At 57.5% G+C, this 24,917-nt stretch carries 26 protein-coding genes; 8 read left to right on the top strand and 18 right to left on the bottom strand.

Going from position 1 to position 24,917, the window contains the following annotated elements:
* Positions 1-8: 8 nt before the first annotated feature.
* The 3 genes from sdhD to J2X72_RS02325 all read right to left on the bottom strand — a co-directional run bounded on the left by sdhD (position 9) and on the right by J2X72_RS02325 (position 1,636).
* Positions 9-392 (bottom strand): succinate dehydrogenase, hydrophobic membrane anchor protein, encoded by a 384-nt coding sequence (sdhD, locus tag J2X72_RS02315; protein WP_209998955.1) that lies wholly within the window; start codon positions 390-392, stop codon positions 9-11.
* Positions 393-402: 10 nt separating this feature from the next.
* The gene (gene sdhC / locus J2X72_RS02320; protein ID WP_209998954.1) at positions 403-801 is read right to left on the bottom strand and encodes a succinate dehydrogenase, cytochrome b556 subunit; all 399 of its coding nucleotides are present in this window, start codon (positions 799-801) and stop codon (positions 403-405) included.
* 361 nt (positions 802-1,162) lie between these two features.
* On the bottom strand, positions 1,163-1,636 hold the full coding sequence (locus J2X72_RS02325) for a GNAT family N-acetyltransferase (RefSeq protein WP_114429624.1): 474 nt from the start codon (positions 1,634-1,636) through the stop codon (positions 1,163-1,165).
* 182 nt (positions 1,637-1,818) lie between these two features.
* On the opposite strand from J2X72_RS02325, the gene J2X72_RS02330 reads away from it, so the two are divergent.
* From J2X72_RS02330 to queF, 5 genes are all read left to right on the top strand, one after another.
* Positions 1,819-2,223: a hypothetical protein gene (locus J2X72_RS02330; protein WP_310068031.1), complete on the top strand. Its 405-nt coding sequence runs from the start codon at positions 1,819-1,821 to the stop codon at positions 2,221-2,223.
* A gap of 82 nt (positions 2,224-2,305) precedes the next feature.
* The gene (gene queC / locus J2X72_RS02335; RefSeq protein WP_209998950.1) at positions 2,306-3,016 is read left to right on the top strand and encodes a 7-cyano-7-deazaguanine synthase QueC; all 711 of its coding nucleotides are present in this window, start codon (positions 2,306-2,308) and stop codon (positions 3,014-3,016) included.
* The gene (gene queE / locus J2X72_RS02340) at positions 3,013-3,666 is read left to right on the top strand and encodes a 7-carboxy-7-deazaguanine synthase (RefSeq protein ID WP_310068034.1); all 654 of its coding nucleotides are present in this window, start codon (positions 3,013-3,015) and stop codon (positions 3,664-3,666) included. The genes queC and queE overlap by 4 nt, the downstream gene beginning before the upstream one ends.
* Positions 3,667-3,772: 106 nt before the next feature.
* Entirely contained in the window at positions 3,773-4,159 is a 387-nt protein-coding gene (locus J2X72_RS02345; RefSeq protein ID WP_310068037.1) for a 6-carboxytetrahydropterin synthase, read from the top strand.
* A 23-nt stretch (positions 4,160-4,182) separates the two neighbouring features.
* Positions 4,183-4,614: a preQ(1) synthase gene (gene queF, locus J2X72_RS02350; RefSeq protein ID WP_405044646.1), complete on the top strand. Its 432-nt coding sequence runs from the start codon at positions 4,183-4,185 to the stop codon at positions 4,612-4,614.
* Between the two features lie 95 nt (positions 4,615-4,709).
* Here the strand turns inward: queF and leuC are convergent, their stop codons facing one another.
* The 6 genes from leuC to rimM all read right to left on the bottom strand — a co-directional run bounded on the left by leuC (position 4,710) and on the right by rimM (position 9,967).
* Complete coding sequence (gene leuC / locus J2X72_RS02355) at positions 4,710-6,119, bottom strand: 3-isopropylmalate dehydratase large subunit (RefSeq protein ID WP_209998945.1); 1,410 nt, start codon at positions 6,117-6,119, stop codon at positions 4,710-4,712.
* Between the two features lie 117 nt (positions 6,120-6,236).
* Entirely contained in the window at positions 6,237-6,980 is a 744-nt protein-coding gene (locus tag J2X72_RS02360; RefSeq protein ID WP_310069258.1) for an amino acid ABC transporter permease, read from the bottom strand.
* A gap of 80 nt (positions 6,981-7,060) precedes the next feature.
* The gene (locus J2X72_RS02365) at positions 7,061-7,855 is read right to left on the bottom strand and encodes a basic amino acid ABC transporter substrate-binding protein (protein ID WP_310068042.1); all 795 of its coding nucleotides are present in this window, start codon (positions 7,853-7,855) and stop codon (positions 7,061-7,063) included.
* 172 nt (positions 7,856-8,027) lie between these two features.
* Entirely contained in the window at positions 8,028-8,480 is a 453-nt protein-coding gene (gene rplS, locus J2X72_RS02370; RefSeq protein WP_112525226.1) for a 50S ribosomal protein L19, read from the bottom strand.
* A gap of 198 nt (positions 8,481-8,678) precedes the next feature.
* Positions 8,679-9,389 (bottom strand): tRNA (guanosine(37)-N1)-methyltransferase TrmD, encoded by a 711-nt coding sequence (gene trmD, locus J2X72_RS02375; RefSeq protein ID WP_209998941.1) that lies wholly within the window; start codon positions 9,387-9,389, stop codon positions 8,679-8,681.
* Positions 9,386-9,967, bottom strand: coding sequence for a ribosome maturation factor RimM (gene rimM / locus J2X72_RS02380; RefSeq protein ID WP_209998939.1), 582 nt, complete (start codon positions 9,965-9,967; stop codon positions 9,386-9,388). Before rimM ends, trmD begins: the two co-directional genes overlap by 4 nt.
* Positions 9,968-10,104: 137 nt before the next feature.
* Here rimM and J2X72_RS02385 point away from each other — a divergent pair, with 137 nt between their 5' ends.
* From J2X72_RS02385 to J2X72_RS02395, 3 genes are all read left to right on the top strand, one after another.
* On the top strand, positions 10,105-11,061 hold the full coding sequence (locus tag J2X72_RS02385; protein ID WP_310068048.1) for a tyrosine recombinase XerC: 957 nt from the start codon (positions 10,105-10,107) through the stop codon (positions 11,059-11,061).
* A gap of 63 nt (positions 11,062-11,124) precedes the next feature.
* Positions 11,125-12,192, top strand: coding sequence for a TraB/GumN family protein (locus J2X72_RS02390; protein WP_310068050.1), 1,068 nt, complete (start codon positions 11,125-11,127; stop codon positions 12,190-12,192).
* 274 nt (positions 12,193-12,466) lie between these two features.
* Positions 12,467-12,799, top strand: a complete 333-nt coding sequence (locus tag J2X72_RS02395) for a hypothetical protein (RefSeq protein WP_310068052.1) — start codon at positions 12,467-12,469, stop codon at positions 12,797-12,799.
* A gap of 64 nt (positions 12,800-12,863) precedes the next feature.
* On the opposite strand, the gene lpdA is transcribed toward J2X72_RS02395, so the two are convergent.
* From lpdA to J2X72_RS02440, 9 genes are all read right to left on the bottom strand, one after another.
* Entirely contained in the window at positions 12,864-14,306 is a 1,443-nt protein-coding gene (lpdA, locus tag J2X72_RS02400; protein WP_310069261.1) for a dihydrolipoyl dehydrogenase, read from the bottom strand.
* Positions 14,306-14,833, bottom strand: coding sequence for a hypothetical protein (locus J2X72_RS02405; RefSeq protein ID WP_209998927.1), 528 nt, complete (start codon positions 14,831-14,833; stop codon positions 14,306-14,308). The genes lpdA and J2X72_RS02405 overlap by 1 nt, the downstream gene beginning before the upstream one ends.
* 83 nt (positions 14,834-14,916) lie before the next feature.
* A complete protein-coding gene (odhB, locus tag J2X72_RS02410) occupies positions 14,917-16,212 on the bottom strand; it encodes a 2-oxoglutarate dehydrogenase complex dihydrolipoyllysine-residue succinyltransferase (protein WP_310068055.1) in 1,296 nt (431 codons plus the stop codon).
* A 35-nt stretch (positions 16,213-16,247) separates the two neighbouring features.
* Positions 16,248-19,268, bottom strand: a complete 3,021-nt coding sequence (locus tag J2X72_RS02415; protein ID WP_310068058.1) for a 2-oxoglutarate dehydrogenase E1 component — start codon at positions 19,266-19,268, stop codon at positions 16,248-16,250.
* Positions 19,269-19,357: 89 nt separating this feature from the next.
* Positions 19,358-20,272 (bottom strand): succinate--CoA ligase subunit alpha, encoded by a 915-nt coding sequence (sucD, locus tag J2X72_RS02420; RefSeq protein ID WP_310068060.1) that lies wholly within the window; start codon positions 20,270-20,272, stop codon positions 19,358-19,360.
* Between the two features lie 3 nt (positions 20,273-20,275).
* Complete coding sequence (gene sucC, locus J2X72_RS02425) at positions 20,276-21,472, bottom strand: ADP-forming succinate--CoA ligase subunit beta (protein WP_310068061.1); 1,197 nt, start codon at positions 21,470-21,472, stop codon at positions 20,276-20,278.
* Between the two features lie 69 nt (positions 21,473-21,541).
* Entirely contained in the window at positions 21,542-22,504 is a 963-nt protein-coding gene (gene mdh, locus J2X72_RS02430; RefSeq protein WP_112525031.1) for a malate dehydrogenase, read from the bottom strand.
* Between the two features lie 288 nt (positions 22,505-22,792).
* On the bottom strand, positions 22,793-23,992 hold the full coding sequence (gene zapE / locus J2X72_RS02435) for a cell division protein ZapE (protein ID WP_310068065.1): 1,200 nt from the start codon (positions 23,990-23,992) through the stop codon (positions 22,793-22,795).
* Positions 23,993-24,044: 52 nt separating this feature from the next.
* A complete protein-coding gene (locus J2X72_RS02440; RefSeq protein WP_209998917.1) occupies positions 24,045-24,581 on the bottom strand; it encodes an AprI/Inh family metalloprotease inhibitor in 537 nt (178 codons plus the stop codon).
* Positions 24,582-24,917 lie beyond the last annotated feature (336 nt).

The following is a 24,917-nucleotide window of genomic DNA, read 5'->3' on the forward strand; positions in this document are numbered from 1 at the left end:
AATAGAGTTTAAACTCCAAAGCTCAGCTTGAGGATCGCAAAGATGCAGACAATGCCGACGCCAAGGGCGAAGAAGGTATTGAGCATCAAAAGCACGACCTTCGTGCCTTCGCCGTGTACATAATCTTCAATGATGACCTGCATGCCGAGGCGCATATGATAGAGGCCGGAGACGAGCACCATCACCAGCACAATGGCAGTCAGCGGGTGGGACAGGGCAGCCTTTGTCTCGATATAGCCTGCGCCATGCAGGGACAGGATCAGCCCGATGAAAAACAGGACCAGCGGAATATTCGACATCGCAGTCAGGCGCTGACGCCAGAAATGTTCGGTGCCTTCTTTCGCAGAACCAAGACCGCGAACTTTTTTCAGCGGCGTGCGCATATCGCTCATATCCGCCTCCTCAAGCTATCGTGAATGCGGCGATCCAGACCAGGATCGTCAATGCGACGGAAAGAACGAGCGAACCCCAGGCCATCTTCGTGGTGGTGTCCTTCTCGAGGCCGCGGCCGGTATCCCAGATCAAATGGCGTATGCCGCCGATCATGTGATGGATGAGCGCCCAGGTGTAACCGAGAAGAACCAGAAGACCGATCCACGAACCATAGACCATGTTGACGATGTCGAACTGCCGCTCGCTCGTCGCCGTTGCGATCAGCCACCAGGCGACCAGCAGGGTTCCGACATAGAGCGCCGAGCCGGTGATGCGGTGGACGATCGACATGACCATGGTTGGAATTGGTTTGTAGATTTGCAAATGCGGCGACAGCGGCCGGTTTGCATGTAGATTTGTCTTGCTCATAGCGTCCCCGAGGGTAGCGCCGCATCTGGTTAGACGGGCAGGGCCGAAAGGCTGGATAAAGGCAATTTAAAGGGGTTTTAATCCGGTTTTTGCACTGCGTCAAAGCCCCATTCCGCACCCTCATGCGGCGAATTGGCTTGAATAGCAAGTCAATAAGGTTTTTGCTTAAAATTCAATCGTTTAAAGCGGTAAAAACGCCTGTTTGACGGGTCAAATCTGGCACGCGTGCCGTGCAAAAATAATTCGCCCGAGTCTCGAATTGCGAGGCTAAAGACGAGCTTTATACGATAGTCGTACGCGACAGCACGGGTCGTTCTCAGGATATTTCCGTGTGCAGCAGCAATCCGGAGTTGCCCCAGTGTTACTGATTGCCGAAGCGGATGATGAAACTGGTCCAGTCGGCGGGCGCCGCGACCTGTTCGTAGAGCTTGCGGCCATCTTCCGGCACGCGCGGCGCATTGAGCGAAAGCTTGGTCCAGCCGCGTTCTTCCGCCTTGTCGGCGAGCACGTCGATCAGAGCCTTGGCAATACCCTTGCCGCGATGATCATGGTGCACATAGATATGATCGACCTGACCGGCGCGCATGCCGGACACGGGCTCCGGCAGATCGTAGAAAATGACGAACCCGACAAGAACGCCATCGAGCCGGGCGCCCGCGATTTCCGCCGTGCGATCGCGCAACAGGTTCTCGGCGTAATAATCGTCCGGGCGGCGCGGTGCGCCCCGCTTCAAAGCCTGGGCATAACTGGCAAGGAGAGGCGCGAACTCATGGGCATGGCTGAGATGCAGCAAGGAAATGTCGATGGCGTGCTCGTCCGCGCTTTTCTTGGTCATGGTCGCATCCGTCCCTTTGTGACTGCCAGGTGTCTAATACATCGGAGGATTGGTTGATTGCAGCCAGCGCGTCAACCTGCGCCGGGGATGAAAATCGATTTGATTAGGTTTTGAGCGGATGACAATTGTTAATAAAAGGTTAATCTGGCCGTAGAACAGTTCGATCGTTAGGGGAATGTGTCATGCTGGCTAAGAAAACTGGCTTCTTGAAATGGCCTCTGCTCGCTTGCTCGATCGGTTTGGCCGCCCCGGCTTTTGCGGAAAACAGGATCAATGCCAGCAACTCCTATGGGGATGAGTACGGCAACATCGTCTATTACGAATCGGGTGGGTCCAAGATCATCTTCGTCGGCGGCGCGGCGGCGAAATCGGATGTGATCGGCAACCAGATCCGGCGCGAGGTTCCCGTCTACCGGCGCGGCGGAAAGCAACCGGCGATCATCTCTCCACCAGCCGACCCGATGGTGATCGGTGTAATTCCGCCGCCCAACACAAGCTGTGACAGCCCGATCATGGTCAAGGGTCTCGGCTACCAGTACGGCATAGACCGTAATTCGACGATCATCCTTGCCCATCCCGGCTGCTGAACAACGATCGACCGCTGCGATTTGATTTGCCTCGCCAGCGAGCGCCCTGTAAAGGGTGCCGCTTTCAAAGAGGTAAAAGACCATGGCTCGCAGCTCCGACGGCGCACTCGTCCTGTTTTCCGGCGGACAGGATTCGGCGACCTGCCTCGCCTGGGCGCTTTCGCGCTTCGACCGCGTCGAGACAGTCGGATTTGACTACGGTCAGCGCCACCGGATCGAGCTCGAGGTGCGGGGGCAGTTCCGCAGTGCCCTTGCAGCAAAATTTCCGCAATGGGCGGCGCGGCTCGGCGACGACCATATGCTCGACGCAAGCATCGTCGGCCAGCTTGGATCGACAGCCATGACCCAGGATATCGCGATCGAGATGGCGGAGAACGGCTTGCCGAATACGTTTGTGCCCGGCCGCAATCTGCTGTTCTTCACGCTCGCCGGTGCGCTGGCCTACCGGCGCGGCCTGCGTGTGCTCGTTGGCGGCATGTGCGAGACCGACTACTCCGGCTATCCCGACTGCCGCGACGATACGTTGAAAGCCCAACAGGTTGTTCTGTCGCTGGGGCTGGACCGCCGTCTCACGATTGAAACGCCCCTGATGTGGCTCGACAAGGCCGAAACTTTTGCGCTGGCTCGAGATCTGGGCGGCGAACCTTTGCTGGATCTGATCGTCGAGCACACCCATACCTGCTATCTCGGCGATCGTTCGCAGCGGCATGAGTGGGGCTATGGCTGTAACAGCTGTCCGGCGTGCGAATTGCGTGCGAACGGGTGGCGGAAGTTCAAGGTGGAGGCTGCGTGACCTACGCCGTCAAGGAAATCTATCTGACACTGCAGGGCGAGGGCAATCATACGGGCCGCGCTGCCGTGTTCATGCGTTTTGCCGGCTGTAACCTGTGGTCCGGGCTCGAGCGCGATCGCGAAGAAGCGGTCTGCAAGTTCTGCGATACGGATTTCATCGGCGTGAATGGTCCGGGCGGCGGCAAGTTCAAGTCTGCCAACGCTCTGGCTGACGCGGTGGCAGCAGCCTGGCCCGAGGGCGGTGGCGGGAAGCCCTATGTCATATGCACCGGGGGCGAGCCGCTGCTGCAACTCGACACTCCACTGATCAAGGCCTTTCACGCGCGCGGTTTCGAAGTGGGTATCGAGACCAACGGCACCATCGCGGCGCCGGCGGAAATTGACTGGATATGCGTCTCGCCCAAGGCGGCCGCGCCGCTCGTTCAGACCAGCGGCAACGAGCTCAAACTGGTCTATCCGCAGAAGGAAGCCGAGACGCACCCTTCGCGGTTCGAACAGTACTCCTTCGAGCATTTCTATTTGCAGCCTCTTGACGTCATCGGCGATCCGGCGCAAACCGCCGCGCATGTGGCATCTGCAGCGGCCTATTGCCTCGCGCATCCGCTTTGGCGGCTGAGCACGCAGACACACAAGATACTGGGTTTGCCTTGAGGTGAACCCCCTTTTTACCGCATTTCCGGACGCGATACCTTCGGGTCACTTTGCTGGGATTGCTTTTGCGGGCGCCTGTATTGCGCCAATGCGAACGAGGACAACCATGAGAATCTTCAACGAATTTACGTTTGAAGCGGCACATCATTTGCCGCACGTCTTTCCCGACGGACACATCAATACGCGTCTGCACGGACACAGCTTTCGCGTTCGCGTGACGCTGGAAGGAAAGCCGGATACGAGGACCGGCCTGATCTCCGATCTTGGCGCGGTAAAAAGCGCGTTCGACAGCGCGCATGAAAAACTCGATCACCGTTATCTCAATGAGATCGCAGGGCTCGAAACACCAACACTCGAAAATATTGCGATGTGGCTCTGGCGGCACTTTGCCTTGTCTCTGCCCGGTTTGGCGCAGGTCGGCGTTTATAGGGACACTTGCGGCGAGGGCTGCGAGTATCAGGGTGAGTTCGAGATGGAAAGGAAAGCAGCATGAGCCATTATGCAGAACAGGCGACGATGCTGGGCAAGGATGTCAAAATCCCGCAGCATCCGGATGAGGCGATCCTCGATGCCGTCCCAAACCCGCAGGCTGGAACACTTTTCCTGGCACGCTTCGCCTGCCCGGAATTCACCTCGCTCTGCCCCGTGACCGGCCAACCGGATTTCGGCCATCTCGTCATTGACTATGCGCCGGACCAGACGCTGGTGGAGTCCAAATCGCTGAAGCTGTTTCTCGGCAGTTTCCGCAATCACGGGGCTTTTCACGAAGACTGCACCGTCGGGATCGGCAAGCGTATTGTCGAAGCGGTCAAGCCGCTGTGGCTGCGCATCGGTGGCTATTGGTATCCACGCGGCGGTATTCCGATCGATGTGTTCTGGCAGACCGGTCCGGTACCGAATGGCTTGTGGCTACCAGACCAGGGTGTCCCGGCCTATAGGGGGCGGTAAAAGGGGACGTTAGTAGTTGGTAGTTAGCAGGAGCAGATGATGTTCGACCAGGAACGGACTCAAACTGTCTTGCCAACTACTACTAACGGCCAACCCTATTTCCACTCTCTTATATCGACAAAATGTCCGGCAATTGCCGCGGCTGCTGCCATGGCTGGCGACACGAGATGCGTGCGGCCTTTGAAACCCTGACGGCCTTCGAAATTGCGGTTCGACGTCGAGGCGCAACGCTCGCCGGGCTTCAGGCGATCATCGTTCATCGCAAGGCACATGGAGCAGCCCGGCTCACGCCAATCAAAACCAGCAGCCTTGAAAATCTTGTCGAGCCCCTCGGCTTCCGCCTGTTCCTTGACGAGTCCCGACCCGGGCACGATCATCGCGTCGACGGTCGCCGCAACGGTGCGGCCCTCGACGACCTTGGCGACAGCACGAAGATCTTCGATACGGCCATTGGTGCAAGAACCGATGAATACACGATCGAGCTTGATATCCGTGATCGGTGTACCGGGCTTCAGGCCCATATAGTCGAGCGCGCGCCACTTCGACGAGCGCTTGGTCTCATCCGGAATCTCGTCCGGATTCGGCACGGCACCGGTGACGGCAATGACGTCTTCCGGCGAAGAACCCCAGGAAACGATAGGCGGCAGATCGGCTGCATTCAGAACGACGACCTTGTCGAAATGCGCGCCCTCATCGCTCTGCAATGTCTTCCAATAGTCGAGTGCCATGTCCCAGGCTTCGCCTTTCGGAGCGCGGGGCTTGTCCTTGACGTAGGCGAAAGTCGTTTCGTCCGGAGCGATCAGACCTGCGCGGGCGCCACCCTCGATCGACATGTTGCAGATGGTCATGCGACCTTCCATCGACAGCGCGCGAATGGCTTCGCCTGCATATTCAATGACGTAGCCGGTGCCGCCCGCAGTACCGATTTCACCGATGATCGCAAGGATGATGTCCTTGGCGGTCACACCAGCCGGCAGCACGCCATCGACGCGCACGAGCATGTTCTTGGCTTTCGACTGGATCAGGGTCTGGGTTGCGAGAACGTGTTCGACTTCCGATGTGCCGATACCATGCGCCAAGGCGCCGAAAGCGCCATGGGTGGAGGTGTGGCTGTCACCGCAGACAATCGTCATGCCCGGCAGGGTAAAGCCCTGCTCCGGCCCGATGATGTGAACGATGCCCTGGCGGATATCCTTCTCTGAATAGTATTCAACGCCAAAATCCAGCGCATTCTTGGCAAGGGCTTCGACCTGGATACGGCTTTCATTGTTCTCGATACGTTTGGTTCGGTCCGGCGAGGTCGGTATGTTGTGATCGACGACGGCGAGTGTCTTTTCCGGATGGCGAACCTTGCGGCCAGTGAGTCGAAGACCTTCGAAAGCCTGCGGGCTGGTCACTTCATGGACAAGATGGCGATCGATATAGAGTAGGCATGTGCCGTCCTCCTGACTATCGACCAGATGGTCATCCCATATCTTGTCATAAAGTGTGCGTGGCGCAGACATTGCGATATCCTCAGACTTTCCAATTATTTCGTGGACATATGCACTCGAGGTCCAGTTACGTCAAGAAACAAGCGAAAAAAGTAATAATTCGGCGACAAAGCGCCGCTGTTTCCTGGATCAACGGCGATTCAAACGGCGTTCCAGCCAGCGCAGCCCGAGCGACAGGCTGATTGTCAGAACGAGATATATATAAGCGACCACCGAGTAGGTTTCAAAGAAGCGGAACGAACCTGAGGCGTAGACCTTGCCCATCTGCGTGACGTCGACGACGCCCAGCACGGAGACAAGCGAAGAATCCTTCACCATCGAGATAAAATCATTGCCGTATGGCGGCAGGATGGTGCGGATCGCCTGCGGCATGACGATCAGCCGGAACCGCTGAAGCCGCTTGAGACCCAACGCCTTCGCGGCTTCGATCTGCCCCTTGTCGACGGCTTGAATGCCCGCGCGGAAAATCTCGGCGAGAAAGGCCGCGTAGGCCAGCATCAACGCGATGATCGCGCGCCAGAGCAGCGAGAAATCGCGAACTTGCATTGGATCCAAAAGCCCCGCCGACTGCAGTGGCTGCGTCATGAAATTGCACAGCCAGATTGCAGCTGGAGCGCCGACAAAGGCGATATAGAACAGCAATACAAGCAAGGGGATACCGCGAACAATCTCGACATAAAATCGCGCGATCTGCCTGACAGCGACATGTTCGGAAAGGCTCATCACCGCAAGGAGAAGACCGAAGGCCGACGCGAGGAAGAAGGCCAGCAGGGAAACCCACACAGTGATCCAGATGCCTTGCGAGACCGTCGTGAAGACCTGTCCGTAAATTGGGCTGACGAGAATGGCAACGCCGAGTGCAACGGCAATCATTGCCGCTACAAGCAGCCACCACGGGAAATCATTCTTCCCCGAAGGTCCCCTGCTCTTCGTGTTGTCCGGCACTGTCGGGATTACTGCCCGAGTTTGTAGTCGAGAAACCACTTCTTGTTGAGCGCATCGAATGTGCCGTCGGCTTTCAGCACAGCAATGGCTGCATTGACGGGCGCGACCAGGTCCGAACCCTTCGGAAAGATGAAACCGAAATCCTCGGCGCCAAGCGGCCCGCCGATCAGTTTCAACGCACCAGCCGAGGCATCGACATAACCCTTGCCGGCCGTGCTGTCCGTAAGAACAAGATCGACATCTCCGGTTTTCAGCGCCTGGATGGTCGCGCCGAACGTCTCGAACAGTTTGATGCGCGGGTTCTGCTCGTTACCGTCCAACACATTGTAGACGGCGACATAGAAGTTGCTGGTGCCGGGCTGCGCACCGACGAGCGTATCCTTGGCGTCGGCGAAGCTTTTCGGATCGGTAAAGCGGCTCTCGTCGCCGCGCACCAGCATGAACTGTTCCGACCGCATATAGGGTTCCGAGAAATCCACCTTCTGCTTGCGCTCGTCATTGATGGTGATGCCGGTCATGCCGATCTGGTACTGATTGTCCGCCACGGCCTGGATCATCGCGTCCCAGCTGGTGTTGAGATATTCGACTTTGAAGTTGAGCCGTTTGGCGATCTCGTTCATCGCATCATACTCCCAGCCGACGGCTTTGCCCGTCTTCGGGTCGACGAATTGCAGGGGCGGATAGGCATTTTCCGTCACGACCGTGACTTTCCTGCCGCCAAGATCGGGCAGCTCCGCGGCGAAGGCAGAAAACGGCGTCAGCGTGAGCATCAGCCCCGCCAAAAGAACGGATCGCAAGTTCATCTCAAACCCCTGTCACGTGTTTGCGTCGGAAACAGATTTCACCTTGTCATTGGCGCGTCAATCCCCGCAAGCATCTCTGTTCCTCCTGCGTTCGCGCAGGCAGATGAATTTTGCGCGTCAAACAAAAAAGGCGGCCCGAAGACCGCCTTTTTCCAAATGATAGGGACCGCGCTTATTCAGCGGCAGGTGCCTTGGCAACAGTTGCTTCCGAGACCGTCTCGGCTGCACCAGTTGCAGGAACTGTTGTCTTGTTCTTGCGGTTGTCTTTCTTCTCGACGATACGAGCCGCCTTACCGGTGAGACCACGCAGATAGTACAGCTTGGCACGACGAACCTTACCGCGACGAACGATATCGACGCCTTCGACCAGCGGAGAAATAACCGGGAATACGCGCTCTACGCCTTCGCCATAGGAAATCTTGCGAACAGTGAAGTTCTCGTTGATGCCAGCGCCGTTGCGAGCGATGCAAACGCCTTCATAGGCCTGAACGCGGGTACGGGTACCCTCCGTCACGCGGACGTTTACACGAACGGTGTCGCCTGGGCGGAAATCCGGGAGCACGCGCTTGGCTTCGATTTTTGCTCTCTGTTCGAGATCGAGCTGACGAATAATATCGACGGTCATCGTCTTCATCCTTTGTTTTTCAAACAGTCAGAGCGCTCGACACTTGAAACGTAGCAACATGGCCACATTTCTATGCCTCCGACGAAGCAGGAGCGAATTCACCATTCATTGATTAATGGACCGGGTATTTCCCGAGTTGGCGGGCTGATACACCATAAATCCCGGTTTGTCACGTCCACAGGCGATTCTTTTTGCTTGCTATTTCTGCAATGACGCCCTGTGCGCCTGCCAAAGATCGGGCCGGCGCTCCTTCGTCAACCGTTCCGCTTCCGCACGCCGCCACTTATCGATAGCGCCATGGTTGCCGGAGAGGAGCACATCGGGAATGCGTCGCCCTTCCCATTCCTGCGGCTTGGTATAGTGCGGGTGTTCAAGCAGGCCGGTCTCGAAACTCTCCGTTTCACCGGACATGACATTGCCCATAACACCCGGCAGAAGCCTGATGATCGCATCGAGGACGACGATTGCGGCAGTCTCTCCGCCGGAAAGTATGTAGTCTCCGATTGAAATCTCTTCGAAATGCCGGGCCTCGATCAGCCGTTCGTCCACGCCCTCGAAACGTCCGCAGAGCATGATCGCGCCCGGCCCTGCAGCGAGTTCCCGCACGCGGGCCTGCGTCAGGGGTTTGCCACGCGGGCTCATGTAAAGTTTCGGACGTGCATCAGCCACATGATCGACTGCCCGGGCGAGTACATCCGCCTTCATGACCATGCCAGCGCCGCCGCCGGCGGGCGTGTCATCCACCATGCGATGCTTGTCGGTAGCGAAGTCGCGTATCTGCACCGTTTCCAGTGACCACGCCCTGTCCGCAAGCGCCTTTCCAGCGAGCGACACGCCAAGCGGGCCCGGAAACATTTCCGGATAAAGCGTGAGCACAGTGGCGCGAAATCCGCCTTCAACCGTGGTCATCGCTGCTTTTTCCCGCCATCCTCACCGCCGAGTTGCCGGCGCCGTTCCTCATCTTCGTTTTCGTCGGGAATGAGACCGGCGGCCGCGGGATCGATAATGATGTGACCGGCCTTGATATCCACTTGCGGCACCGCGAGCATCGTGAAAGGGATCAACATCGGGCGCTTTCCCGGTATGGTCAACTCAAGCAGATCGCCGCCGCCGAAATCGAACATCGCCGATACCTTGCCATGCTTGTTGCCTTCGGCGTCGATCGCCTCGAGCCCGATCAGATCCGAGTGGTAATATTCGTCCTCGTCCAGATCCTGCGGCAGCTGCGAGCGGTCTATGAACAACGTGGTGCCATTCAACGCCTCGGCCATGTTGCGATCGTTCACCCCGCGAAAGCGAACGACGACCACCGTTTTCGCCGGTCGGATATCAAGCACCTCGAACGGCCTGCCGGTCACGTCATAAAGCGGACCATAATCCGCCAGCGCCATTGGATCGCCAGTGAAAGTTTTCACCCTGAGCTCTCCGCGCGTGCCATGCGCCGCACCGATCACTGCCAACTGCACCGGATCGTTCAACTTCGCCATCGGTTTCTTCCAACTTTACGTATTCAGCCCCGAATTAGAGCATACGCCGGACAAAACCAAGCGCCAAAACCAAAGCGAAACGACTCTGTAAGAAGTCATGTGGCATTGTCCGGGCGAATAAGCTGAGGAGCGATGCCATGGGCGTCCAACCACAAACCGAGCCGTTTCTTGTGTCTGCCCGACCGGATCTGATCGATGCGCGAGAAAACTGGCTAAAATCGCTGAAGAACACGCGGCGGCTGGCAGCGAACACATTGGAAGCCTATGAACGCGACACACGCCAGTTCTTCCAGTTTCTTACGGGACACCTCGGCGAGCCTCCGGCACTGAAGGACGTGGCGACGCTGCGGATCGCCGATCTGCGTTCATTTCTGGCACGGCGGCGCAATGACGGCGCCGGTGCGCGTACGCTCGGCCGCGGACTTGCGGGCATACGCTCGTTCCTGCGCTTCCTCGAAAAGCACGGTATGGCCAACGCCGCCGCGTCCATTGCCATGCGGGCGCCGCGCCAGCCGAAATCCCTGCCCAAGCCGCTGACCATGGTGGATGCACGGCGTGTCGTCGAGAAGGGCGAACAGCTGAACGAAGCGCCGTGGATCGCAGCGCGCAATGCCGCGGTTCTGACCCTGCTTTACGGCTGCGGGTTGCGCATTTCCGAGGCACTCGGCCTCGATGGCGGCGCATTGAACGATCCGGATGCGCGCTCGATCCTGATTACCGGCAAGGGCGGCAAGACGCGCATGGTGCCATTGCTACCGGTCGTACACCGGGCCGTTGCCGAGTATCGCGCGCTCTGTCCCTACGATCTCGAAGAGGGCAAGCCGCTGTTTCGTGGCGCGCGCGGCGGCGAACTGCACTCCGCCATCATCCAGCGTGACATGCAGAAGATGCGCGGCGCGCTCGGCCTGCCGGAGACGGCGACACCGCACGCCTTGCGCCATTCCTTTGCCACGCATCTGCTGGGACGCGGCGGCGATCTGCGCACGATCCAGGAGTTGCTCGGCCATGCCAGCCTGTCGACGACGCAGGTCTATACGGGTGTCGACACGGAGCGATTGATGGAAATCTACGCCAAAGCGCATCCCCGCGCCTGAATACGGACAATTTACCGGCTGAGATTAACGCGTTCTCCGCGGGCTTACGGATAGATACCAGACATGAACAATACCGAAAATCTCACTTCGCTTGACCATATCGCGGATAGCCTGCTGCGGCTGTGCCTGGTATTCAGCTGGCTGCTGTTGGCTTCGCTCTTCGTAGCGGCTTTCAGCGTGACACGCGCCAGAGCTGAAGGGGTTTCGTGCGGCGGCCATGATCTGATCGCGGAAATGGCAACGACCAATCCGGCAAAACTCGATGCCTTGCGCAAGGAAGCCGCGGACACAGTAAACGGCAAGGGCTTGCTGTGGAAGATCGAGAAGGCCGGGACACGGCCATCCTATCTCTACGGCACGATGCATCTGACCGATCCGCGCGTTCTCACGCTTTCCGACGCGGCGGAGACCGCCTATCAGGGTGCCGATACCGTCGTGATTGAAACAGATGAGGTCCTCGACCCGAAGGCTCCAATGAAGGTGATGGCCGAAACGCCGGAACTGATGATGTTCATGGACGGCGACACGCTGGACAAGGTCATCCCCCACGACAAGCTTGAGACGGTGAAAACTGCGCTTTCTGACCGGGGTATCTCGCTCGCCGCCGTTAATCGCATGCAACCCTGGATGCTGACCAGCATGCTCGCCATGCCGGCATGCGAATTCGCCCGCAAAAAAGAAGGTGCGGCATTTCTCGATATCAAGCTGGCGCAAGACGCCAAGGCACAGGGCAAGCGGATTGCCGGGCTTGAGACTATAAAAGATCAACTCGGCGCCATGGCATCGCTGCCAACACAGTTTCACATCGACGGATTGATCGAGACGCTGACACTCGGACCGAAACTACCGGATGTCTTCGAAACGATGACCGTACTTTATACACAAGGCGAGATCGGCATGATCTTCCCTTTGATGCGCTCGGTATCTCCTGATGGCACCGAAAGCGGCCAGAATTATGCGGAATTCGAGGAAAAGATGGTCAATGCGCGCAACCGGACCATGGCGGAGCGTGCGGTGCCGATCATCGAGGAGGGAAATGCTTTCATAGCTGTCGGGGCACTGCACCTGCCCGGTGAGCAAGGTCTCGTTTCACTGCTTAAGAGCAGGGGTTATACAATCACTGCCGAGTGATGGAGCAAACTTTGTCTCTCCAGATCTGCCGGAGGTTGGTTCAAGGTCGAGGGTTTGGACGTGACCTGTTTAATTGTCTCGTCATCCGTGAAACAGAACCGGCTAGGAATAACAAAACTTCTTCCAGTTATACCAAGTATTGATGCCGTTAAACCGCCCTATATCGTTTAAGGGCAAAAACATCGCAAGCGCGTCATCTGACGATTGCGGAACTTTCGAGACTGATAATCGTTGTTCTCCTCGGAATGTACTGAAAAGTCATGGAGGACACGAAATGACATACGATCCGAACCTGCAACAGCGGCCGATGGAAAGCGATCCGAATAATCCGAGGTCGACCATCGCCAAGAGCGGTGGTGGCACTGGTTTCCTGGTTGCCGGGATTATCATTGCCGCCTTGGTGATCGGCGGATACTTCTTCTTTAACCGTAGCGACGTCGGTATGAGCCCGACCGCTCCGACACAGCCTGCCGCGACAGAGACAACGCCGGCACCGGCTACGCCTGAGCCGCCGGCAGCGACTGCTCCTCAACCGACAGCTCCGGCTCCTGCTGAACCTGCTCCGGCACCAGCTACGCCGGCACCGGCTCCTGCACCTGCCCAATAGTTGGCAAAAGCATTACAAAAAGGGCCCGGAAATCCGGGCTCTTTCGATAAAAGTTGTAACCTGATCACATGTGGATCGGCTTGAAGAAAGTCGCCAGAGCAGCTTCCCGCACCGCTTCCGACATGGTGGGGTGAGCGTGCGTCGTGCGCGCCAAATCCTCTGAAGAGCCACCAAATTCCATCAGAACAGTTGCCTCGTGGATCATTTCACCAGCGCCGTAACCAAGAATATGAACACCCAGCACCCGGTCGGTGGCCTTGTCCGCCAGAATTTTCACAAAACCATCGGTGTGCAGCATGGCGCGGGCACGGCCATTGGCCGTAAACGGAAATTTGCCAGCTTTGTATTCGATGCCGGCCGCCTTCAGCTCCTCCTCCGTCTTGCCGACAGAGGCCACTTCAGGCTGCGTATAGACCACGCTCGGAATCGCGTCATAGTTGACGTGACCCACCTGCCCCGCGAGGATCTCGGCAACGGCAATGCCCTCATCCTCCGCCTTGTGCGCCAGCATCGCCCCCTCGACGACGTCGCCAATCGCATAGATTCCCGGGACATTCGTTTGCCAATGATCATTGATAGCGACCCGTCCGCGATCATCGACCGCAACGCCGGCGTCCTTCAGGCCCACACCGTCCGTATATGGTTTGCGGCCCGTCGAGACGAGGACGACATCGGCGTCGATGGTTTGCGCCTCGCCGCCCTTGACCGGCTCGAACGTAACCTTCGCGCCTTTCCCGGATTTTTCTACACCGGTTACCTTGGCGCTCATCTTGAACTCGATGCCCTGCTTTTCCAGCATGCGCTGGAATTGACGCGAGACCTCGCCATCCATCGGTCCGAGAATCTTGTCCAGATACTCGACGACCGTGACCTTCGATCCGAGGCGAGCCCAGACCGAGCCAAGCTCAAGCCCGATCACACCGCCTCCAACCACGACGAGGCGCTCCGGCACTTTTTCGAGCTCCAGGGCGCCGGTCGACGATATGATGACTTTTTCGTCGAATTCGACATTGACCCCAGGAATGCCGGCGACATCCGACCCGGTGGCGATGACGATGTTCTTTGTTTCGATCTCCTGAACCGTGCCGTCTTCGGACGTCACGGAAACCTTGCCGGCCGCAAGAATCTTGCCCGTACCCATGAACGTGTCGATCTTGTTCTTCTTGAACAGGAACGCAACGCCGTTGACGTTGGCTTCGACCGTTGCATCCTTATGGGCCAGCATGGCAGGAAGATTGAGCTTTGGCGTGCCGACATCGACACCTAAAGTGGCATGGGAATGACCCGCCTCATGGAACACTTCCGAGGCATGCAGCAGTGCCTTTGACGGGATGCAACCGATATTGAGGCAAGTTCCGCCGAAAGTAGTGCGCTTCTCGATCACCGCGGTCTTGAGGCCAAGCTGCGCGGCCTTGATCGCGCATACGTAGCCACCCGGACCTGTTCCGATGACAACGACATCATATGCCATGATTGATTCCTTCTCTTGCGACGTTGCCCAACAAATTACTGTTCAGGCACGCATTCTTTAAAGCGGAAGACTTCCCAGGGAAAAGTCTCGATGGGTTTTTCAAGTTTGAAGTCAAAGCTGCTCATGGAGCTGGAAAAATCCGGCAGGAGCAGAGCCTGCGCAGCTGGTTCCTTGGCTTGCGGCAGGAGGTCGGCGTCGGCGCCCTCCTTCAAGGCATAAATGACGCCGCGCCAAACGGTACATGCCTGCAGCTCATCACCGGTAACATCGCCAGTGGGGCACTTGTACATGATGATGCCGCTGGGTCTTGCAATGCCCTCATTCCACATGACCACGCCATCGAGTTTCAGATCGCTGTCATTCATCTCGATGGAGAATTCATTCGATGTCATGACAGGCTTGTCTTCGGGCACATGCTTGAACCTCAGCGTAAAAGCATCATCCCTGTCGGTGTAGATTGCACGATCCTGCGTGCAGGCGGCAAAAGCAGGACCAGTAATGAGTGCCGAACCCAAGAGCGCAGCCAGAATAAGTGCAGAACGGGAATGAACGCTCGAATCCATCAATATTCTAACTCTCGGGTTGGGAAACGACGGCGCCGACCAACCTCCCCTTAAGGGAGCAAAGGCCAGCACCATCCTATTTATTAAAGATCAAGAACAAGGCGCTCCGGATCCTCCAGGCTCTCCTTGACCCGAACAAGGAAGGTCACCGCTTCCTTGCCATCGACGATGCGATGATCGTAGCTCAGCGCCAGATACATCATCGGACGAATGACAATCTGCCCGCCAACGACCACAGGGCGATCCTGGATCTTGTGCATGCCGAGAATACCCGACTGGGGAGCGTTGAGAATGGGGGAGGACATCAGGGAACCGTAAACGCCGCCATTGGAAATGGTGAACGTACCGCCCTGCATGTCAGCCATAGACAGCGCACCGTCGCGTGCAGCCTTGCCAAGGCGGCCGATTTCCTTTTCGATCTCGGCGATCGACATCTGGTCGGCATTGCGCACGACCGGAACGACAAGGCCCCGATCCGTGCCGACAGCAACCCCGACGTGAGCGAAGTTCTTGTAGATGATATCGTTGCCGTCGATTTCCGCATTGACCGAAGGTACTTCCTTCAATGCATGCGTTACGGCCTTGGTGAAAAAGCCCATGAAGCCGAGCTTCACGCCATGTTTCTTCTCGAAGATTTCCTTGTAGCGATTGCGCAGATCCATGACAGCCGACATGTCCACCTCATTATAGGTGGTCAGCATGGCGGCCGTGTTCTGTGCATCCTTCAACCGACGCGCAATAGTCTGACGCAGACGGGTCATCTTCACCCGCTCTTCGCGCGATGCGTCGTCAGCGGACGATGCGGGACGAGCCACAACGGGCTTGGGTGCTTCCGCTGCGGCGGGCTGGGCCGTGATCCCTTTGGCAACGGCATCAAGCACGTCACCCTTGAGCACCTGTCCGCGCTTGCCGGACCCGTCGACCTGAGAGAGGGCAACACCTTTCTCGGCAAGGATCTTGGCTGCAGCAGGGGAAGCCGGCATCTCGCTTGGCTTGCGTTCGGTGATGGCCGGCTCGCCCGCGACTTCGGCGGTCTTTGCCTCTGCTTCCTTGGTCGTAGCAGCAGCAGCGCTGCCCGAGGCCTGTGCGGCAGCTTCCGGCTTGGCCTCGGCCTTCCTTGCGGGAGCTGCTGCAGCACTATCACCCGAACCGATCATACCGAGCAAGGCACCGACTTCGACCGTATCGCCTTCCTTTGCGGTGATTTCAGCGAGCGAGCCGGCAGAAGATGCCGGTACCTCGATCGTCACCTTGTCGGTTTCGAGTTCGACCAAAGGTTCGTCAACGGCAATCGCATCGCCGACATTTTTGAACCATTTGCCAATTGTTGCTTCGGAAACGGATTCGCCCAGCGTTGGGACGCGGATTTCGGTGGCCATGTTCTCAGCTCTCGTTGATCTTGATCTGTTGGGGGTCAGGAACCCAAAGCATCTTCAAGGAATGCTTCAAGCTGTGCAAGGTGTTTGGACATCAGGCCCGTTGCAGTCGAGGCTGCAGCAGGACGTCCGGTGTAACGGACGCGCTGATGCTTGGCGTCGATATGCGCGAGGACCCATTCCAGGTAGGGATCGATAAATGCCCAGGCACCCATGTTCTTAGGCTCTTCCTGACACCACACCATTTCCGCATTGCGGAAGCGGGACAGTTCAGTGATCAGCGCCTTTGCCGGGAATGGGTAAAGCTGCTCGACACGCAGGAGATAGACATCGTCGATGCCGCGCTTTTCGCGCTCCTCGTAAAGGTCGTAGTAGACCTTGCCGGAGCACAACACGACGCGCCGGATCTTCGAGTCCTTCTGCAGCTTGATAGGCTGATCCTTGAGGAGTTGCGCATCATCCCACAGCAAGCGGTGGAACGATGAATCGCCCGTGAAATCCCCTATCGAGGAGACGGCACGCTTGTGACGCAGCAGGGATTTCGGCGTCATCAGGATAAGCGGCTTGCGGAAATCGCGTTTCATCTGACGGCGCAGGATATGGAAATAGTTAGCCGGCGTCGTGCAGTTCGCGACCTGCATATTATCTTCGGCGCAAAGCTGCAGATAGCGCTCGAGCCTGGCCGAGGAGTGTTCCGGCCCCTGACCTTCATAGCCATGCGGCAGAAGACAGACAAGACCTGACATGCGCAGCCACTTGCGCTCACCCGACGATATAAACTGGTCGAAGATGACCTGCGCGCCGTTCGCGAAGTCACCGAACTGCGCCTCCCACAAGGTCAGAGCTCGCGGATCCGACAGCGAATAACCATATTCGAAACCGAGCACGGCCTCTTCCGAAAGCATCGAATTGATGACTTCGTAGATAGCCTGGCCCTTCTGCAGATTGTTGAGCGGGATGTAACGCTTCTCGGTGTCCTGATCATAAAGCACCGAATGACGCTGGCTGAACGTGCCGCGCTCGACATCCTGGCCAGACAGGCGTACGGGATGACCTTCCGTGACCAGCGAACCGAATGCCAAAGCTTCCGCAGTCGCCCAATCGAAGCCTTCGCCGGTCTCGATCATCTTGGCGCGGTTGTCCTGGAAACGCTGAATGGTCCTGTGCACATTGAGCCCGGGCGGAACTTCGGCGAGCTTCCTGCCGATTTCCTTCAAGGTCTTCACCGGCAGGCCGGTCTTGCCGCGCCGCTGTTCATCGGCATTGTCCGCCGTCCGCAGACCGCTCCACGCACCGTCGAGCCAGTCGGCCTTGTTTGGTTTGTAATGCTGACCCGCCTCGAATTCCTGCTCGAGATTTTCCCGCCAGGCGGCCCGCATTTTTTCGAGGTCGGCGTCCGTGATGAGCCCTTCGTCGATCAGCTTCTGCGAATAGACCTGGACCGCAGTCTTCTGACTGCGGATCGTCTTGTACATGATCGGCTGCGTGAACGCAGGCTCATCGCCTTCATTGTGGCCGAACCGGCGATAGCAGAACATGTCGATGACGACTGGCTTATGGAACGTCATGCGGTATTCGGTGGCGATCTTCGCCACATAAACAACGGCTTCCGGATCGTCACCATTGACGTGGAAGATCGGCGCTTCAATCATTTTCGCCACATCAGAGGGGTAGGGCGAGGAACGTGAGAACCGCGGATTGGTGGTGAAACCGATCTGGTTGTTGATGATGAAATGGACAGTGCCGGCGACGCGATGGCCGCGCAGACCCGACAGGCCGAGACATTCGGCGACAACGCCCTGACCGGCGAACGCCGCATCGCCGTGCAGGAGCAGCGGCATGATCTTGGCACGTTCGGACAGGGGTACAATCTCATCGCGGTCGCGCCCGACAAGAAGATCCTGCTTGGCGCGCGCCTTGCCCATTACGACCGGATTGACGATCTCAAGGTGCGAGGGATTGGCGGTGAGCGACAGGTGGACCTTGTTGCCGTCGAACTCGCGATCCGACGACGCACCAAGGTGGTACTTCACGTCACCGGAACCTTCAACGTCATCCGGCGTATAGGAGCCGCCCTTGAACTCATGGAAAATCGCGCGGTGCGGTTTGCGCATGAACTGGCTGAGAACGTTGAGCCGGCCACGATGCGCCATACCGAGAACGATTTCCTTCAGGCCCATGGAGCCGCCGCGCTTGACGATCTGCTCGAGCGCAGGGATGAGCGACTCGGCACCATCGAGGCCAAAACGTTTGGTGCCCTTGTATTTGACGTCGATGAATTGCTCGAAACCCTCGGCCTCGATCAGCTTCGACAGGATGGCCTTCTTGCCTTCCGCCGTGAAAGCGACGCCCTTGTCCGGACCCTCGATGCGCTCCTGGATCCAGGCTTTTTCCACCGGATCAGAGATATGCATGAACTCGACACCGATCGTCGAACAATAAGTGCGCTGCAGGATGTCGAGCATCTGCGGTATCGTCGCATATTCCAGACCCAGCACATTGTCGATGAAGATCTTGCGGTCGTAGTCGGCCGGCGAGAAACCATAGGTCTCGGGCGACAGCTCGTTATAATCTTCCTTGACTTCGGCAAGGCCCAACGGGTCAAGTTTGGCGTGCAGATGACCCCGCATGCGATAGGCACGGATCATCATGATCGCGCGCACGGAATCGCGGGCAGCATGGATGATATCCGAATCTGACGCCGGTACCTGAAGGGCAACGGCAGCGCCATTGGTAGCTGCTGCGCCGTTGGCGCTCTTGGCCTTCAACTTGTCGGTGATGTGCTTTTCGACTTCGCCCCAATTGCCGTCGAGCGCTGAAACGAGTTCGCCATTGCTGGTAATCGGCCAGTTTGGCTTCTCCCAGGAAGCCCCCTTGGCATTGGCGATAACATCAGCCTTGCTGTCGTTGAGGTTGGCGAAGAATTCCTGCCATTCGGCATCCACCGATGCCGGATCCTGCTCGTAACGCGCGTGCAATTCCTCGATATAATTGGCATTGCCGCCATATAGAAATGAGGTGAGAGCGAAAAGATCGTTGGCCTGTTCTTGACGTGCCATGTTCGTGACCGGAGCCCTGCTCCGTCTCCTTTTCCTGGTGGATGACCGGGGCGACTACCGTCCCGATCCATTCTCGCTAAGTTAATGTCTCAGCCCTTGAGGACTTCGACCAATGTCTTGCCGAGCTGCGCTGGCGAAGGTGAAACGCGGATACCCGCGGCTTCCATCGCTGCGATCTTGTCTTCCGCGCCACCCTTGCCGCCGGAGATGACAGCGCCGGCATGACCCATCGTGCGTCCGGGAGGTGCCGTACGCCCGGCGATGAAACCAGCCATGGGCTTCTTGCGGCCACGCTTTGCTTCGTCGGCAATGAACTGCGCTGCATCTTCTTCGGCCGAGCCACCGATTTCACCGATCATGATGATCGACTTGGTCGCTTCGTCAGCAAGGAACATTTCGAGCACGTCGATGAACTCGGTACCCTTGACGGGATCGCCGCCGATACCGACCGCTGTCGTCTGGCCGAGGCCCTCGTTCGTCGTCTGAAACACTGCTTCATAGGTAAGTGTTCCGGAGCGCGATACAACACCCACGGAACCCTTCTTGAAGATGTTACCCGGCATAATGCCGATCTTGCATTCTTCCGGCGTCAATACGCCAGGGCAGTTCGGGCCGATCAGACGCGAGGTGGAACGATCGAGGCGCGCCTTGACCCGAACCATGTCCATCACGGGAATACCTTCGGTAATGCAGATGATCAGGGGAATCTCTGCCTCGATGGCTTCCAGGATTGCTTCCGCTGCGCCTGCAGGCGGAACGTAGATGACCGACGCGTTGGCGCCCGTACGGTCTTTACCCTCGGCAACCGTAGCAAAGATCGGCAGTTGCGCAGTCGAACCGGTCGGCAGATTGCCTTCCCAAGTCTCGCCGCCCTTTTTCGGATGAATGCCGCCGACCATCTGGGTACCATAATAGGCCAAAGCCTGTTCGGTGTGGAATGTGCCGGTTTTGCCGGTGAGGCCCTGAACAAGAACCTTGGTGTCTTTGTTGACCAGAATAGACATGCCTCAGTTCCCCTTCACAGCTGCGACGATTTTCTGCGCCGCATCGTCGAGATCGTCCGCAGAGACGACGTTAAGGCCGCTTTCATTGATGATTTTCTTGCCCAGTTCGGCATTGGTGCCTTCGAGGCGAACGACGAGCGGAACCTTGAGGCCGACTTCCTTGACCGCAGCGATCACCCCTTCGGCAATGATATCGCATTTCATGATACCGCCGAAGATGTTGATCAGAATGCCTTTGACCGCGGGATCGGCCGTGATGATCTTGAACGCAGCGGTAACCTTCTCCTTGCTGGCGCCGCCGCCAACATCGAGGAAGTTCGCTGGCTCAGCACCATACAGCTTGATGATGTCCATCGTTGCCATGGCAAGACCGGCGCCATTGACCATGCAGCCGATATTGCCGTCGAGTGCCACATAGGCGAGGTCGTATTTCGAAGCCTCGATTTCCTTGGCGTCCTCTTCTGTCGTATCCCGGAGTTCGACGACGTCGGGATGACGGAACAGGGCGTTGCCGTCGAACGACACCTTGGCATCGAGAACACGCAAGCGGCCGTCTTTCATGACGATCAGCGGGTTGACCTCGAGCAGGCTCATATCCTTCTCTGTGAAGGCCTTGTAGAGGATCGGGAAAAGCGTCTCGCCGTCGGCCTTGGCCTCCCCTGTGAGGCCGTATGCGGCATTGATCTTGGCGGTATCTTCCGCGGTCACGCCTTTTTCCGGATCAATCGAAACGGTGATGATCTTTTCCGGCGTGTCGTGCGCGACGCCTTCGATATCCATTCCGCCCTCTGTGGAAACAACGAAAGCCGGGCGGCCGGTAGCGCGATCGATCAGGATGGAGAGATAGAGCTCGCGCTCTATATCGGCGCCGTCTTCGATGTAAAGGCGGTTAACCTGCTTGCCGGCAGGACCGGTCTGCTTGGTGACCAGCGTGTTGCCCAGCATTTCCTTCGCGTTGGCAACAACCTCTTCTACCGATCTGGAAAGGCGTACCCCGCCCTTCGCATCGGGACCGAGTTCCTTGAACTTGCCCTTGCCACGCCCGCCAGCATGGATCTGACTCTTGACCACATAAAGCGGACCGGGCAGCGTTTTCGCCCACTCTTCCGCCTGTTCAACGGAGTAGACGGCGACGCCATTGGCGATGGGCGCACCAAATGAGTGCAACAGACGCTTGGCCTGATATTCATGAATATTCATATGATATTTCCTCTACGAATAATCCGCACACATAGGTGCGGATCGTTTCAGAATTGTTTCAGGCCCGAGTTATTTCAGGTTCGGAGCAATGTTGATGCAGGCCTCGCACAGGCCCGCGACAGAAGCGACCGAAGCCTCGAATTGTTTCTGTTCCGTCTTGTTGAGATCGATTTCGATGACCCGCTCGACACCACCAGCGCCGATGATGACGGGGACGCCGACATACATGTCCTTGACTCCATACTGGCCAGAAAGATGCGCCGCGACGGGAAGAACGCGCTTCTTGTCCTTGAGGAAGGCTTCGGCCATCTGAATCGCCGACGATGCCGGCGCGTAAAAAGCAGAGCCGGTTTTCAGGAGGCCAACGATTTCAGCGCCGCCATCGCGGGTACGCTGGATGATCTGATCGAGTTTCTCCTGGCTGGTCCAACCCATCTTGACCAGATCCGGAAGCGGGATACCCGCAACGGTGGAGTAGCGCGCAAGCGGTACCATCGAGTCGCCGTGACCGCCGAGAACGAAGGCGGTGACGTCCTCAACGGAGACTTTGAACTCATCGGCAAGGAAATAACGGAAACGTGCGCTGTCAAGAATACCCGCCATGCCGACAACCATGTTCTTCGGCAGGCCGGAGAACTTTTGCAATGCCCAGACCATGGCGTCCAGCGGATTGGTGATGCAGATAACGAAAGCGCCGGGGGCGTACTTCTTGATCCCCGCGCCAACTTGCTCCATGACCTTGAGGTTGATGCCGAGAAGATCATCGCGGCTCATGCCCGGCTTGCGCGGCACTCCGGCGGTGACGATCACTACATCGGCGCCTTCGATTGCCGAATAGTCATTGGCGCCGACCAGACTGGCGTCAAAATCGTCAACTGGCGACGACTGGGCGATGTCCAGTCCCTTGCCCTGCGGTATGCCTTCTGCGATGTCGAAAAGCACGATGTCGCCGAGCTCCTTGAGCCCGATCAAATGTGCAAGCGTTCCACCGATCATGCCTGAACCGATGAGGGCGATTTTATTACGTGCCATGCTGATTACTTCCTTGATCTGAAGTCGTGACGGACGCCAAAGGACACATCGCAATATTTGGGCAGCCCATGGGCAAACCTTCACCACATGTCTTTGCGCTGGGTCGTTCGAATATTCCTCTTTCCAAAATAACTCAACATAAAATTTTCACCCCAATAAATTCAATCGGTTAGATTTGATGGGATTTACGTAAACGTCAATTTAGGTCGCTCTACGGCAGCCAAACCTCGATATTTTTAACATAGGCAACATATCAAAATGATGAAAGAATGGCGAACTGCATCACGCTCAATTGATGGCATCCAATCCCTGCGGGTTACGTTCTCCGAGCGCGTCATCCTTGCCTGTTTCCGCCAGATAGTCTTCGCTCTGCATCTCGAACAACCGCGACGCTGTTCGGTCGAATTCGAAGGCCTCGGTGCCTGACTTTGCCACGTAAAGCTGGTCCGGCGAGGCGGCCGCAGAGATCACCACATGAACGTGATGATCGTAAAGAATATCGATCAGGATGATGAATCGCTTGGCTTCATTGCGTCTCGGCTGGTCGAGCACCGGCACTGCCTCGATGAAGATGGTCTGATAGCGCTTTATGATCGCGGTGTAATCTGCTGCCCCGAGCGGCTTCGAACAAAGATCGGCAAACGTAAAGCGCGCGACGTGTCGTGCGGCCTGCGGAATGATGACCGTACGGCCTTTGACCTTGACACTATCTTGCGCGATGGTCGCGCCTGCGGTTGCCGCGTGCCAGGCGGCATCCATCAATCGTTGCGTCTCATCGTTCAGCGGCGAAAGAAAAACCGGCATGCGGTTCAACTTCTCCAGGCGATAGTCCGTGCGGGCATCAAGGTTGATGACGTCGACGTGCGTTTTCAGAAGATCGACGAACGGCAGGAAAAGCTGGCGGTTTAAGCCGTCGCGATAGAGATTATCGGGCGCGACATTCGACGTAGCGACGAGCACCACGCCACGCTCGAAGAGCGCGCGAAACAGGCGCGACAGGATCATCGCATCAGCAATGTCAGTCACGGTGAATTCGTCGAAACACAGAACCCACGCCTGTTCGGCCAATGCATCGGCAACCGGCGGAATAGGATCTTCCTGTTTCGTCTCGCCTTTCTTCAGAGCCTGGCGGTGCGCATTGATGCGTTCATGCACATCCGCCATGAAGTCGATGAAATGCGCCCGACGTTTGCGTTTGACCGGCACCAATTGGTAGAACATGTCCATCAACATGGTTTTGCCGCGACCGACTTCGCCATGGATATACAGGCCCTTGACGACTTCATGCCGCGGCGCCTTTCGGCTGAACAGCCAGCCCAGCGCACTGGATTTTGTTGCAAGCCGCTTCGTCGCCACGTCGTGGATCAAACGATCAAATCGACTTGCAAGACGCTGTTGCGATGGATCGGCATCCAAATCTCCTGCGTGTACAAGCGCATCGTAGCGCTCGCGCACGGAGGGAAATATTTTCAAATTATCGTGCGACATGCGAAATGCAGTCTCCGGGTGCGCCCGTGGCGCACTCCCATTTCATAGCTAACTAACGTGACAGGCTGACGTTCTGCCCGCCCGAAGTCTGGCCGTCGAACTTCGATTGGCCGGAAGAATAGAGCTTTGCCACTGTACCGCCCGCTGCATCATAAAGCGTGAGCTGCTTGCCGCTCACGGCCCAAGAAGAGAGGTTGGCAAGTTCGCCCGGGCAGCGCAGCGGACCGGCACGGTAGCCTTGGCCGAACTTGGTCTGCGGCGTCGCAATCTTGCAGCTCTGGCCGCCCATCGAGGCATTCCAGACGCCGGCAACGCTGCTCGCCGTAAGATCGGGAGCATTTTCAGGTGGCAGCGCAGCGACCTGCGTATTGCCTTGCTGCGCTGGAGCTGCGTTACCCGTTGTCGGAGCCGTCGGAAACTGATTGGAGCCGCCGGGCGGCGGCAGCTGGCTCTGGCTCACCGAGCCTGAGGGTGCCGGCTGCAAGGGTGCAGGCGCGGTAGAGACAGGATCCATCCGCGAACTCTGGCATCCCGCCAGCGCCATGCCAACAACGGCGACGGCCAGCAAATTGACTTTCAAAGTCCCCATAACTTCAGTTCTCCATCTGCGCATTTGCACTCTGAATGCGATTCCATTCGGCGCTCGTTAACCATCAATACAATGGCGATACTGGCGAAATTTCAACCCGCACCCCAGAAAAACCGCTGTTTTTCTGACCGAACCGGGCACCAGGACCATCAAAAAATGGTCGAACTGACAATATCGCCACACCTTCCAAAGCTGCCCGCGATCAGCCAGGACCGGCGGCATTAACCAATTCAATCATTTCAAGGTGAATAAAGTCTTATGCATTGCAGCAAACCATGACTGGTTGCGCGCGTCGACGATGCGCATGCGCACGGAACGCCAGCAAGACAGAGTCGC

The organism is Phyllobacterium sp. 1468, assembly GCF_031455525.1.
Classification (GTDB): Bacteria; Pseudomonadota; Alphaproteobacteria; order Rhizobiales; family Rhizobiaceae; genus Phyllobacterium.